Consider the following 12,156-nt stretch of genomic DNA (forward strand, 5'->3'; position numbering starts at 1 on the left):
AGGTCCGGCATCCACTGTTTTCGCAGGTCGGGGCGGATTGTCAGTGGGGTGGTCCACGATGGATGGGCAGGCGCGGAACGAGGACGGGACAGGGACGGAACGGCGGCGGTGCGAGGACGGAACGCGGACGACGCGAAGACGGCCCGAGCACGGAACGCGGACGGCACGAGGACGGCACGAAGACGGAAGAAGGTGATCGCGTGGCGGGGCGCGGTAAGGGGACGGTACGGACGGTGCGGCGGCCGGAGGTGCGGTTGCCGGAGCTGACGGCGTACGACGGCGGGGAGCTGGAGGTCGAAGGGGACTACGACGGGCTGGAGTTCGCGGAGGCCGACTGGGCGGGGCAGTCGGCGCGCGGCGCGCGGTTCATGGATTGCGCGGTGCGGCGCTGCGGACTCGATGGGACGGTGCTCAGCCGGGCGCGGTTCATCGACAGCGTGCTGAGTGGTGTGCGCGGGGTGGGGACGGACCTGTCCGGGGCGTCGCTGCGCGATGTGGAGGTGTCGGACGCCCGGCTCGGCGGGGTGCAGCTGCACGGTGCGGTGCTGGAGCGGGTCGTGGTGCGCGGCGGGAAGATCGACTTTCCGAATCTGCGGAGCGCCAAGCTGCGGGATGTCGCCTTCGAGGGCTGCGTGCTGATCGAGGCGGACTTCGCGGGGGCGGAGCTGGAGCGGGTCTCGTTCGACGACTGCACCCTGGCGCGGGCGGACTTCTCCGAGGCGCGGATGAAGGACGTCGATCTGCGCGGCGCGGCCGCGGTGGACATCGCGCGGGGGATCGACCGGCTGTCGGGCGCGGTGATCAGCGCGACCCAGTTGATGGATCTGGCACCGGCGTTCGCGGCGCAGATAGGCGTACGGGTGGAGTGAGTACGGGGAAGTGAGGCCGGGGGGTGAGGCCGGGGGGTGAGGCCGGGCTCGCGACGCGCCGAGGATGCGCCGCCCGAGGCGCCGGGGCTTGCCGGGTGTGGGGTCAGACCCGGGGGAAGCGGGCCTGGAGGTCCCAGATGGCGGGGTTGTCGCCGAGGCCGTCGTGCATGTCGGTGAGGTCGGCGATCAGGTCGTGCAGAAAGTCGCGTGCCTCGCGGCGCAGCGCGGAGTGGTTGAAGGTGAGCGGGGCCTCGTCGGCCGGCATCCAGTCCGCGTCGACGTCCACCCACCCGAAGCGGCGCTCGAAGAGCATCCGGTCGGCGGATTCGGTGAAGTCCAGCTCCGCGTGGACCGGGCGGGAGGAGCGGCTGCCGCGGGGGTCGGTGTCGAGTCGCTCGACGATGTCGCAGAGCGCCCAGGCGAAGTCGAGGACCGGCACCCAGCCCCAGGCCGTGGACAGCTCGCGGTCCGTCTTCGTGTCGGCGATGTAGACGTCGCCGCAGAAGAGGTCGTGGCGCAGCGTGTGCACGTCCGCGGTCCGGTAGTCCGTCTGCGGCGGATCCGGGAAGCGGCGGGAGAGGGAGTAGCCGAGGTCGATCACGTAGTGATGGTGTCACGCCGGTGCGGCGGGCCAGCGCCCGCACCGGAGCGGAGGGCGGATTGCGGAGGGGGTATGGGGACGACGCACAGGGGGAGGGGGGGATGAGGGCGAGTGAGGGGTCCGCCGGTGCCTCAGGGCAGCAGTCGCTGCTCCTTGGCGACGGAGACGGCGCCGGCGCGGGTGTCCACGCCGAGCTTGTCGTAGATGCGGCCCAGGTGCGTCTTGACCGTGGCCTCGCTGATGAAGAGGGCGCGGGCGATCTCGCGGTTGCTCAGCCCGCGCGCGAGCTGGCCGAGGATGTCCAGTTCCCGGTCGGTGAGGGTGGGGCGCGGACTGCGCATCTGGGCCAGGACACGGTGGGCGACCGGTGCCGAGAGCGTGCTGCGGCCGGCGGCCGCGGCACGGATCGCGGAGAACAACTCCTCCGGCCGCTCGGCCTTGAGCAGATAGCCGGTGGCGCCGGCCTCGATGGCACGCGTGATGTCGGCGTCGGTGTCGTAGGTGGTCAGCACGAGGACATGGGGGGTGCCGTGGCCAGTAGGGGATGAGCCGGGTGTGGAGGGCGAGCCGGAACCGGAGGGCGAGCCGGGCGAGCCGGAGGCTGAGGGCGCGGCCCCGGCGCGGGCGATGCGGCGGGTCGCCTCGATGCCGTCGATACCGGAGCCGAGCTGGAGATCCATCAGCACCACGTCGGGGTGCAGCGCGGCGGCCAGCGCCACCGCCTCCTCGCCGTCGCCGGCCTCCCCGATGACCTCGATGCCGTGGGCGCTGCTGAGCAGGGCGAGCAGCCCGGCGCGCACGACGGCATGGTCGTCGCAGAGCAGGACGCGTACGGGGGTGTGCTCGGATGCGCCGGCGGATGGGGTCATGGGGCGTTCTCCAGGGGGACGGCTGCGGACAGGACGGTGCCCTCGCCCGGTGCGGATTCAATGGTGAGGGTGCCGCCGAGCTGCCGCATCCGGGCGTACATGGCGGGCAGGCCGTGTCCCCGTACGCGCCCGTGGGCGGCGGGGGAGGCAGGGGTGTACGGGGCCGGCGGCGGGGTGAAGCCACGGCCGTCGTCGGCGATGTCGAGGACGATCTGGTCGCCGAGGTAGCTGAGGGTCAGGGTGACGGTGGTCGCGGCGGCGTGCTCACGGACGTTGGCCAGGGCGCCCTGGGCGATGCGCAGCAGCGCGGACTGCACCCGGTCGGGCAGCGGAGCGGGCGTGCCGTCCTGGTGGAACCGTACGGCCGGTCCGCGGAGGGCCGGCCCGCCGCTCACCTCCGACCCGCCCACCCCCGACTCGCCCGTCCGCGCGGCGAGTTCGCGCAGCGCCTGCGGCAGTGAGGCGCCGTCGGCCAGGTCGGCGGGGGCGAGGTCGTGCACGAAGCGGCGGGCCTCGGCGAGGTTGCGGGCCGTGATCTCGGTGGCCGTACGGACATGGCCGCGGGCGGTGGCGGTATCGGAGTCCCAGACGCGGTCGGCGGCCTGCAGCAGCATCTGCTGGCTGGACAGCCCCTGGGCGAGGGTGTCGTGGATCTCCATCGACAGCCGCTGCCGCTCGGCGAGCGTGCCCTCGCGCCGCTCCGTGGCGGCCAGTTCGCGACGGGTGCGCAGCAGATCGTCGATCAGCGCCCGCTGGCGTTCGGCCTGCCGCTCCATATGGATGAACACGGCGGTGGCGAGCGCCGCGACGGCCGGCGGGGCCAGCAGCAGATTCGGGTCGAAGCCGGTGGACAGCCGCAGTTGGGCGGCGACGACGAACGCGGTGAGCAGACCCACCAGCAGTGACGCCGCACCGGCCGGCAGCGTCTGCAGGCCGGTGTAGAACAGCGGCACCGCGCACCAGGCGAAACTCGGCGCGAGCAGGACCAGGACGACCCAGGCCGCCACCACCGCACCCAGCCACAGCAGCCGGCGGGCGGTGGGCCGCCGCTCGTCGTGCGTACGGGAGCCGAGCGCCGGACCGAGGACGTACAGCAGCGCGAGGGCGAGGCTGAGGGCGATGATCCAGGGGGTGCGGGGCTCACCGGGGTGCCGGATCAGGAAGCGGGCGAGCGAGGCGGCCAGCAGCAGGAAGAACGCGATATGCATGACCGGGCCCAGCCAGCGGGCGTCCGGATGGGGCTCTCGCGGCGGGTCCGCTGCCGGGGGCTGCGGGGTGCTGTGCACGTGGATCTCCTCGTCGGGGCCGTGGCGACCGCGTGGTCATGGTGACCTTGCGGCCATAGTGACCTCGGTGGTCATGGTGACCTCGTAGTCGTAGCCCGCCCGGCGAGCCTCCCGCATCAACCGATCGGCCGACCCCCGTATCCCCCATCATGCACGGCGATCCCGGCCGGACCACCGATCCGCGCGCCCCCGCGTCCCCCCGACGATGAGGACATGACTGACAACGCCACCACCCAGATGACCGACGCTCCCGCCGCCAAGGCCCCGGCCGGCAAGAGGCTGTCCCCGCGCGCCCGTATCGCCACCGGTGCCGTCGCACTCACCCTGCTCGGCGCGGGTACCTTCGGCGCCGTCTCCGCGACCGCCGCCCCCGCACGGACCACCACCGCTGCCGCCGCCACCGTCGACGAGAGCCTCACCCGCACCAGCACCCACCTCACGCTCGGCGCCGCCACCCGGGCCGCCCGGGCCGCCGTGGACGCCGCGAAGAAGGGGGGCCATGCGGTCTCGGTCGCCGTCGTGGACCGCAACGGCGACACCCTCGTCGAGCTGCGGGGCGACGGCGCCGGACCGCAGTCGTACGAGTCGGCCGGGCGCAAGGCGTTCACCGCGGTCTCCTGGAACGCCCCGACCTCGGAGCTGGTCAAGCGGCTCGAACAGGCGCCCACGCTCAAGGACATCCCCGGCACGCTCTTCCTCGCCGGCGGCACCCCGGTCCAGGCCGAGGGCGCCCCGATCGCGGGCATCGGCGTCGCGGGTGCTCCGAGCGGAGCCCTCGACGAGCAGTACGCCAAGGCCGGCGCGGACGCGCTCGGCAAGTAGCGGCAGCCACCCCGAGACGCCCCGTAGGGCGGGGTCGAACGCTTCCCGTAGGGGTTGCGAGCGCCCCCTGCGGGGCCACAACGGGCCGGGGCGGGAAGGTATTCCCGACGGGGTGGGCCGGGGCGGGAAGGTATTCCCGACGGGGTGGGCCGGGGCGGGGAGGTCTTCCCGACGGGCCGGGGCGGGGCCCGGAGTCCAGGCCAAGGGCCGGAGCCCAGCCCGGAGCACCGGCCAAGGCTTGGGCCCCGGTCTGAGGTCGTAGCTGGAGCTGCGGCCGTAGCCGGAGCTGGAACCGCGCCCCTACGGCATCGTCAGCACCCGAGGTCCCTCGTCCGTCACCGCCACCGTGTGTTCGAAGTGGGCGGCGCGGCTGCCGTCCATCGTGCGCAGCGTCCAGCCGTCGTCGTCCGCGCGGTAGTCGTCCGTGCCGCCGGACACGAACATCGGCTCGATGGCGATGACCAGGCCGTGGCGCAGGACGAGGCCCCGGCCCGGACGGCCGTCGTTGGGGACCGGCGGGTCCTCGTGCATCCGTCGGCCGATGCCGTGGCCGCCGAAGTCCTCGGGAATGCCGTAGCCGGCGGCGCGCCCGACGCTGCCGATCGCATGGGCGATATCGCCGATCCGGGCGCCGACCACGGCCGCCGCGATGCCCGCCTCCAGCGCCTGCCGGGTGGTGTCCATCAGCCGCCGGTCCTCAGGGCGCTCGGCGCCGACCGTGAAGCTGATGGCCGCGTCACCCGCCCAGCCGTCCACGAGGGCGCCGCAGTCGATGCTCACCAGGTCGCCGTCGCGCAGCCGCGAGGCGTCCGGGATGCCGTGCACGATCGCGTCGTTGACGGAGGCGCAGATCACGGCCGGGAACGGGGTGGGGGCGAAGGACGGGCGGTAGCCGAGGAACGGCGAGGTGGCGCCGGCCTCGCGCAGGACCGTGCGGGCGACCTCGTCCAGCTCCCGCAGCCGCACCCCAGGGGCGGCGGCCGCGCGGGCCGCGGCCAGCGCGTCGGCGACCACCCGGCCGGACACCCGCATCGCGTCGAGTGCCGCGTCCGTCTTGATTTCCACCATCCGTACGACCTCCCAGCGCCGGCGTCACCATCAACGCAGGCGTTATTTCTTTACCGGTATTTCTTTACCGGTATTAGTATCACGGGCATGGTGCGAACTCCACTGACCCCCTGGGAACGTGAACGCGGTGAACGGCTCGGCGCGCTGCTGCGTACGGCGCGCGGCGCGCGCAGCATGGTCGAGGTCGCGGCGGCGGCGGGACTGTCCGCCGAGACGCTGCGGAAGATCGAGACCGGCCGGGCGCCCACGCCGGCGTTCTTCACCGTCGCCGCGCTGGCCGGCACGCTCGGACTGTCGCTGGACGAGGTGGCTGTGCTGGCCACACCACCCGAAGCGGCCCCCGAGGACGCGGTCGCCTGACCCGAGCCGCCCCGAAAGCGGACGCGGGGTCGACCGTCGCCGACACGCGAAGGGTCCGCCCCCCCGGAAACGCACGAAGCGCCCGCCCCGGAAACGCACGAAGGGCCGGCCCCAAAGGGGACCGGCCCTGCAAGCACTCGTGCGCCTACGCGCCTACGACGCCGACGCGTCCGCGACCGTGACGCTCACGCGTCTCGGTCGCTCGCTCGGCTGCCTCGGCTGCCTCAGACGTTCACGCCGAAGTCCTGCGCGATGCCGACGAGGCCCGACGCGTAACCCTGGCCCACGGCGCGGAACTTCCACTCCGCGCCGTTGCGGTACAGCTCGCCGAAGACCATGGCGGTCTCGGTCGCCGCGTCCTCGCTGAGGTCGTAGCGGGCGATCTCGGTGCCGCCGGCCTGGTTGATGATGCGGATGAAGGCGTTCCGCACCTGGCCGAAGTTCTGGCTGCGGTTCTCGGCGTCGTAGATCGAGACCGGGAAGACGATCTTGTCGATGTCGGCCGGCAGAGCCGCCAGGTTGACGTTGATCTGCTCGTCGTCGCCCTCGCCCTGGCCGGTGACGTTGTCGCCCGTGTGGACGATCGACTGGTCCGGCGTGGACTTGTTGTTGAAGAAGACGAAGTGCTGGTCCGAGAAGACCTTGCCGCTCGGGTTGACCGCGATCGCGCTGGCGTCGAGGTCGAAGTCCGTGCCGGTGGTGGTGCGGACGTCCCAGCCGAGGCCGACCGTGACGGCGGTCAGGCCCGGTGCCTCCTTGGTGAGGGAGACGTTGCCGCCCTTGGACAGGCTTACAGCCATGGGGATGTCCCTTTCCTTGTCATCGCGTCGATTCGTCGGGCTCCGTACTGCGCACGAAGCTACCGTCACTCACCACAACGCCGTGAGGGGACCACGAGGTTCCAGCTGTCTTTGCTCTCTTTGCCGAATCCTGATGCCGAACGCCCCCGCGGGCTGCCCGTAAAGAGGGTGACGAGGGCCCCCGGCCCGGGGGATCATAGGACGCATGTCCGGGCCCTATGTCATCCGCGGTTCGGTCGTCCTTCCAGAGGCCGAGCTCGTATGGCGTTTCTCGCGGTCCTCCGGTCCGGGCGGCCAGCACGTCAACACCAGCGACAGCCAGGTCGAGCTGCGCTTCGACCTCGTCAAGACGCAGGCGCTGCCGCCGGTGTGGAAGGAGCGCGCCCTGGAGCGGCTGGCCGGCCGGCTGATCGACGGCGTGCTGTCCGTACGCGCCTCCGAGCACCGCTCCCAGTGGCGCAACCGCGAGACCGCGGCCGTCCGGCTCGCCGCGCTGCTGGCGCAGGCCACCGCACCGCCGCCCGCGCCGCGCCGCAAGTCGCGGATCCCACGAGGCATCAACGAGCGCCGGCTGCGCGAGAAGAAACAGCGCGGCGATACCAAGCGCGGTCGCTCGGGCCGCGACTGGGGCTGAGCCCCCGGCCCCGAGCCGAACCAGCGGCCCCCGGAGCGCCCCGCTCCCGGCCGGCCCGACCCGCCCCGCGACCCGGTCACCCCAACTGCCGGTACTTCCCCCGGAAGTACGTCAGCGGCCCGTCGTCCTCATTGGGGACCGACGTCGCCAGCACGCGCCCGATGACCAGCGTGTGATCGCCGGCCACCACCCGCTGCTCGGTGCGGCACTCCAGCGTCGCCAGCGCGCCCCCGACGAGCGGGGCGCCGGACGCTTCACCCCTTACGTGCGCGATGTCCTCGAAGAGCAGTCGGTCGCTGATGCGGCCCTTCATCGCGAATCGTCCGGCAACCTGCCGCTGGTGTCCCGACAGCACCGACACGGCCCACAGCGGCTGCACCGCCAGCAGGTCGTCCATCCGTGAGTCGTTGCGAACGCTCACCATCACCAGGGGCGGGTCGAGGGAGACGGACAGGAATGCCGTGGCGGTCATGCCGACGTCCTCGCCGCGCGGCCCGTCGTCCGGGTCGTGGGCGGTGATCAGCACCACGCCGGCGGCGAGGCGGGACAGGGCGGCACGGAACTCGTCGTCACTCACCCCAACAGAATGCGGGATCGGTGCGCCGCCCGGCACGGATGTCGGGGCGACGGCGGGTGTGACGGGGGCTGAGAGCCCGGTGGCAGGCGCATCGGCGGGGGTTTTCGTGAACACGCCATGCACGCTAACGTCCCCCCGCGCCGGGCCGCATCGGGCCCGGGGACCACTCGCGTCCTAGGTCCGACGACGGAGTCCCCCGGGGTGTGGGCGCCCGGAAGTACGCGAACCTCAGAATTTGCGTTCAGAAAGTGTAGAAATAGTGAACGCGGGCTCGAATAATGGGGGCGCCGAAGATCACCAAAGCTCGCTCACGCTCTGTGACTTGAGTCACAGCGGGCGCTAATTGTTGACCCTGTGTACCGAGTGAACAGCTCACTGTGATTCAGTGAGCGTGGAATCGGACGACGAAGAATCGTGGAGTTTGCTGTCGAGGTCTCAGGGAGAGCGAGCGATGGAGACCGAGTCGGAGCCATACGTCCGTCTTGCGACCCTGCGGCAGCTGCACCAAGTGGTCGCCGAGCTGAACACCGCACGCAGCCTTGCGGACACCTTGCAGACCGTCGCCGACGGCGCGCTCACCGGCCTCGGCTACGAGCTGTCCGCGGTCAACCTCGTCCGCCCCGACGGTGACCTCGTCGTCGCCGCCGTCGCCGGCAGCGCGGGCGCCGAAGCCCTGATGGCCGGACGGGTCGGCTCCCGGGCCTCCTGGGACCGCCGACTGTCCATGGGCGAACGCTGGGGCGACCTGTGCTTCATCCCGTACACCGAGGGCTGGGTACTGGACGACGACGACGTACCCCAGTGGCACACCGCCGGCCCCGCACCCCGCTTCCCCGACGAGTGGCACCCCATGGACCGCCTCTTCGCGCCCATGTACACCGCCGGCAACGGCGGCGGCGAACTGCTCGGAGTGATCTCCGTCGACCGCCCGCGCAACGGCCGCCGCCCCGGCCCCTGGGGCCAGGAAGCCCTGCAGATGTACGCCTTCCAGTCCGCCATCGCCATCAGCAACGCCCGGCTGCGAGCGAACATGCAGCGCGCCCTGGTCCGGCTGGAGCGCGAGCAGCAGGCCCTGCGCGCCAGCGAGGAAAGCTTCCGGCAGGCCTTCGAGTACGCACCCAGCGGCATGGCCGTCGCCGAAATGGGCGGCGACCAGCACGGACGGCTGCTGCGCACCAACGACGCGCTGTGCCGGCTGCTCGGCCGCACCGCCTCCGGCCTGCGCCGCTACTCCTTCTCCGACCTGGTCCACCCCGAGGACATCGGCACCCTGCTGCGCACCTCCGCCGAAGGCGGCCGCGCCGAGCTGCGCCTCGCCCGCCGCGACGGCACCTACGTCTGGGTCTCGCTGCGCAACTCCGTCGTCGCCGACACCGCCGACGGCCCCCGCTACCTCCTCACCCACGTCGAGGACATCGAGGAGCGCAAGCGCCACGAGCTGCAGCTCGCCCACCGCGCCAGCCACGACTCCCTGACCGGACTGCCCAACAGCGCCGAACTGCGCGCCCGGCTCGGCGCCCGGCTGTGCTCACGCCCACCGGGCTCGATGGCCGACGCCTACGCCTCCGTCGGCCACCCCAGCGACCCGCACGGCTTCCGCACCGACGGCAAGGAGCCCTTCGACGGCATCGACGGCTTCGAAGGCAAGGCACCCGCCCCCCTCGACCACCACGTCCACCTCATCGCCCCCGCCGACGGACCGGCCGACGACGGCTCCAAGGGACTCGCCGTCCTCTTCTGCGACCTCGACGGCTTCAAGTCGATCAACGACCGCTTCGGGCACAACACCGGCGACGCCGTCCTCATCGAGGTCGCCCGCCGGCTGACCAGCGGCGTCCGCGACGGCGACACCGTCGCCCGGCTCGGCGGCGACGAGTTCGTGGTGCTCGCCGACGGCCTGGGCACCGCCGACGCCGCCGACCTCGCGGTCCGCCTGCGCAACGCCATCATCCCGCCGATCCGCGTCGAGGGCCGAGCCGTCCGCGTCGGCGCCAGCTTCGGCATCGGCTGGGCCAGCTGCGGAATGACGGCCGAGGAAGTACTGGAATCCGCCGACCAGCGGATGTACGTCGAAAAACGCTCCCGCTCCAAGGCCAACCGGCGAGCGGCCGGCTGACCGGGCCGCCCGCCGCGGCCGCACGGCATGCCGCGCATCTCACATCCGCCGCCCGCGGCCACCACACCAGCAGCTCACCGATCTGTTCACCGATCTGTAGCGATCTTGTGGCCCTCCGGAGCCGGTGTGGCCGGGCCATCACGGGGTAGGCTGCGCCGATGCGGCGCGGCGCCGCCGGGGGCCCCGAAGACACAGCGCGCAGAGACCTCTGCGCACGCGTACCAACACGTACACGACGCGCACAGATCGCTTGGGAGTGACACGGAATGACGGCCGGCAACAACGGCGCGGACACGCCGGAGAACGACGACCCGTTCGCCTATCTCTACCGCTCGGAAGGCGGCCAGGACGGCGCACCGGGCTCGGCGGGCGACGGCGCGGCGGCCCGGCAGCCGGGGGTTCCGCGCACGTCCTACAACCAGGTGCGCGCCGTGGGCCAGCGCCAGTACGGCCAGCAGGCCCAGCAGCAGGTCACCTACGGGCAGCAGAACGCCAGCTACGCCGCACCCGAGACCCTCCCCGGCGGCGAACGCACCCGCACCGTCCCGGCCGCCGGCCGCGGCGGCCACGAACCGCGCCGCCGCAACGGCCTGCTCATCGGCGCCGTCGCCGTCGTCGCCGTGGTGTGCATAGGCATCGGCGTCGCCATGCTCACCAACAACCGCGGCGACAAGAACTCCGGCAACGCCGGCAAGCCGGGACCCACGGCCGCCGAGAGCGTCAAGCCCGACAAGCCCACCAGCAAGCCCAAGCCCGGTGAACTGCCCAAGGAGGACGCCGGCAGCCTGCGGCTCGACGGCGGCGCCAGCACCGCCAAGGACATCCCCGGCGCCCGCTCCTCCGGCGGGACCTACGTCGCCGGCATGAACACCCCCGGCGCGTCCACCACTTGGACCGTCGACGTCGAAAAAGCCGGCCAGTACAAGCTCTACGTCGGCTACGGCGTGCCCGGCAAGGACGCCAACCTCACCCTGAACGTCAACGGCAAGGCCGACAGCCGCCCGATCAACCTCGGCAACTTCGCCCACGCCCCCGAAGGCGCCTGGGACAAGGGCTGGACCAAGACCTGGTCGCTCGTCCAGCTCAACCAGGGCACCAACACCATCAAGCTGTCCTGCGAGAGCGGCAACCAGTGCGACGCGAACCTCGACCAGATCTGGCTCGCCAGGCCCTGAGGCACACCTGACCACCGGGCCTCACGCCACCGCCGGACGATCCGTCACCACCACGCCCGCCAGCAGCTCTTCATAGGTCGAGGCGTCGAACTCGCCGGCCGCCGGGGCCCGTACGGTCGCCGCCGACAGCGCCACCGCCCGCGTCAGCCGGTCCGGCCACGGCAGCCCCTCCACCAGACCGGACAGCAGACCGGCCACCGCCGAATCACCGGCACCCGTGGGATTGCCCGCGAACCGCCGCGGCGGCGCGGCCTGCCAGACACCGTCCGCCGTGACCGCCAGCATGCCGTCCGCACCCAGCGAAGCCGCCACCGCATGGGCGCCGCGGCGCCGGGCGTCACGGGCCGCCCGCAGCGGCTCGGTGCTGCCGGTCAGCGCCGCCAACTCATCGGCGTTGGGCTTGGCCAGATCGGGCCGGGCGGCCAGCCCCCGGCGCAGCGGCTCACCGCTGGTGTCCAGCAGCACCGGCACACCCGCGGTCCGCGCGGCACGGGTCAGACGGGCATAGACATCGACCGGGACACCCGGCGGCAGACTGCCGCACAGCGCCACCGCCCGCGCCTCGCCCAGCAGTTCGCGATACGTGCCGAGGAAGGCGTCCCACTCGGCCGGCGAGACCGTCGGACCCGGCTCGTTGAGCTGGGTGGTGTCCCCGGACGCCGCATCGACGACGGCGACGGTGCGGCGGGTGGCGCCGCCGACCGGGACCAGCGCGTCGGTGACCTCCGTCTCCGCCAGCAGCGCCCGCAGCGCGTCCCCCGTCCCGCCGCCCGCGAAGCCGGTGGCGACCGTACGGTGGCCGAGCGCGGCCAGCACACGGGCGACGTTCAGGCCCTTGCCACCAGGGCGCTCGGACACCTCGGTGACCCGATGGGCGCTGTGCGGACGGAGCCGGGGCACGCGGTAGGTGATGTCCAGGGCGGCGTTCAGCGTGACCGTGAGGATCATGGTCCCCCCTCCGGGCAGTCATGGCCGGGCG

13 protein-coding genes are annotated in these 12,156 nt (G+C 72.6%); 6 read left to right on the top strand and 7 right to left on the bottom strand.

What is annotated here, in order from left to right:
• Nucleotides 1–200 precede the first annotated feature (200 nt).
• A complete protein-coding gene (locus WAB15_RS24615; protein WP_407287571.1) occupies nt 201–869 on the top strand; it encodes a pentapeptide repeat-containing protein in 669 nt (222 codons plus the stop codon).
• Between the two features lie 103 nt (nt 870–972).
• Here WAB15_RS24615 and WAB15_RS24620 read toward each other — a convergent pair whose 3' ends face one another.
• The 3 genes from WAB15_RS24620 to WAB15_RS24630 all read right to left on the bottom strand — a co-directional run bounded on the left by WAB15_RS24620 (nt 973) and on the right by WAB15_RS24630 (nt 3,547).
• Nucleotides 973–1,470, bottom strand: a complete 498-nt coding sequence (locus WAB15_RS24620) for a hypothetical protein (protein WP_399148643.1) — start codon at nt 1,468–1,470, stop codon at nt 973–975.
• A 131-nt stretch (nt 1,471–1,601) separates the two neighbouring features.
• Nucleotides 1,602–2,339 carry a response regulator gene (locus WAB15_RS24625; protein ID WP_407287572.1) on the bottom strand — a complete coding sequence of 246 codons (738 nt, stop codon included), beginning with the start codon at nt 2,337–2,339 and terminating at the stop codon, nt 1,602–1,604.
• A complete protein-coding gene (locus WAB15_RS24630; RefSeq protein WP_407289287.1) occupies nt 2,336–3,547 on the bottom strand; it encodes a sensor histidine kinase in 1,212 nt (403 codons plus the stop codon). Before WAB15_RS24630 ends, WAB15_RS24625 begins: the two co-directional genes overlap by 4 nt.
• Nucleotides 3,548–3,838: 291 nt before the next feature.
• Here WAB15_RS24630 and WAB15_RS24635 point away from each other — a divergent pair, with 291 nt between their 5' ends.
• Nucleotides 3,839–4,447 (top strand): GlcG/HbpS family heme-binding protein, encoded by a 609-nt coding sequence (locus tag WAB15_RS24635; protein ID WP_407287573.1) that lies wholly within the window; start codon nt 3,839–3,841, stop codon nt 4,445–4,447.
• 300 nt (nt 4,448–4,747) lie between these two features.
• Here the strand turns inward: WAB15_RS24635 and map are convergent, their stop codons facing one another.
• Nucleotides 4,748–5,515, bottom strand: a complete 768-nt coding sequence (gene map, locus WAB15_RS24640; RefSeq protein WP_399148640.1) for a type I methionyl aminopeptidase — start codon at nt 5,513–5,515, stop codon at nt 4,748–4,750.
• An 87-nt stretch (nt 5,516–5,602) separates the two neighbouring features.
• On the opposite strand from map, the gene WAB15_RS24645 reads away from it, so the two are divergent.
• Complete coding sequence (locus WAB15_RS24645) at nt 5,603–5,875, top strand: helix-turn-helix domain-containing protein (RefSeq protein ID WP_399148639.1); 273 nt, start codon at nt 5,603–5,605, stop codon at nt 5,873–5,875.
• Between the two features lie 224 nt (nt 5,876–6,099).
• Here the strand turns inward: WAB15_RS24645 and WAB15_RS24650 are convergent, their stop codons facing one another.
• Nucleotides 6,100–6,675 carry a TerD family protein gene (locus WAB15_RS24650; protein WP_399148638.1) on the bottom strand — a complete coding sequence of 192 codons (576 nt, stop codon included), beginning with the start codon at nt 6,673–6,675 and terminating at the stop codon, nt 6,100–6,102.
• Between the two features lie 205 nt (nt 6,676–6,880).
• Between WAB15_RS24650 and arfB the strand changes: the two genes are divergently transcribed.
• Nucleotides 6,881–7,309: an alternative ribosome rescue aminoacyl-tRNA hydrolase ArfB gene (gene arfB / locus WAB15_RS24655; protein WP_399148637.1), complete on the top strand. Its 429-nt coding sequence runs from the start codon at nt 6,881–6,883 to the stop codon at nt 7,307–7,309.
• Nucleotides 7,310–7,385: 76 nt separating this feature from the next.
• Here arfB and WAB15_RS24660 read toward each other — a convergent pair whose 3' ends face one another.
• Nucleotides 7,386–8,000 (bottom strand): flavin reductase family protein, encoded by a 615-nt coding sequence (locus tag WAB15_RS24660; RefSeq protein ID WP_407287574.1) that lies wholly within the window; start codon nt 7,998–8,000, stop codon nt 7,386–7,388.
• A 337-nt stretch (nt 8,001–8,337) separates the two neighbouring features.
• On the opposite strand from WAB15_RS24660, the gene cdgB reads away from it, so the two are divergent.
• Nucleotides 8,338–10,002 carry a diguanylate cyclase CdgB gene (cdgB, locus tag WAB15_RS24665; RefSeq protein ID WP_407287575.1) on the top strand — a complete coding sequence of 555 codons (1,665 nt, stop codon included), beginning with the start codon at nt 8,338–8,340 and terminating at the stop codon, nt 10,000–10,002.
• A gap of 266 nt (nt 10,003–10,268) precedes the next feature.
• The gene (locus tag WAB15_RS24670) at nt 10,269–11,177 is read left to right on the top strand and encodes a CBM35 domain-containing protein (protein WP_407287576.1); all 909 of its coding nucleotides are present in this window, start codon (nt 10,269–10,271) and stop codon (nt 11,175–11,177) included.
• A 21-nt stretch (nt 11,178–11,198) separates the two neighbouring features.
• Here WAB15_RS24670 and pfkB read toward each other — a convergent pair whose 3' ends face one another.
• Nucleotides 11,199–12,125 (bottom strand): 1-phosphofructokinase, encoded by a 927-nt coding sequence (gene pfkB, locus WAB15_RS24675; RefSeq protein WP_399148633.1) that lies wholly within the window; start codon nt 12,123–12,125, stop codon nt 11,199–11,201.
• Between the last annotated feature and the right edge of the window lie 31 nt (nt 12,126–12,156).

It is taken from the genome of Streptomyces sirii, from assembly GCF_045690365.1.
Taxonomy (GTDB): Bacteria; Actinomycetota; Actinomycetes; order Streptomycetales; family Streptomycetaceae; genus Streptomyces; species Streptomyces sirii.

Coding starts and splice junctions, on each gene's coding strand:
- WAB15_RS24625 (WP_407287572.1), bottom strand. CDS start 2,339: ATGACCCCATCCGCCGGCGCATCCGAGCACACCCCCGTACGCGTCCTG.
- WAB15_RS24630 (WP_407289287.1), bottom strand. CDS start 3,547: ATGCATATCGCGTTCTTCCTGCTGCTGGCCGCCTCGCTCGCCCGCTTC.
- WAB15_RS24635 (WP_407287573.1), top strand. CDS start 3,839: ATGACTGACAACGCCACCACCCAGATGACCGACGCTCCCGCCGCCAAG.
- map (WP_399148640.1), bottom strand. CDS start 5,515: ATGGTGGAAATCAAGACGGACGCGGCACTCGACGCGATGCGGGTGTCC.
- WAB15_RS24645 (WP_399148639.1), top strand. CDS start 5,603: ATGGTGCGAACTCCACTGACCCCCTGGGAACGTGAACGCGGTGAACGG.
- WAB15_RS24650 (WP_399148638.1), bottom strand. CDS start 6,675: ATGGCTGTAAGCCTGTCCAAGGGCGGCAACGTCTCCCTCACCAAGGAG.
- arfB (WP_399148637.1), top strand. CDS start 6,881: ATGTCCGGGCCCTATGTCATCCGCGGTTCGGTCGTCCTTCCAGAGGCC.
- cdgB (WP_407287575.1), top strand. CDS start 8,338: ATGGAGACCGAGTCGGAGCCATACGTCCGTCTTGCGACCCTGCGGCAG.
- WAB15_RS24670 (WP_407287576.1), top strand. CDS start 10,269: ATGACGGCCGGCAACAACGGCGCGGACACGCCGGAGAACGACGACCCG.
- pfkB (WP_399148633.1), bottom strand. CDS start 12,125: ATGATCCTCACGGTCACGCTGAACGCCGCCCTGGACATCACCTACCGC.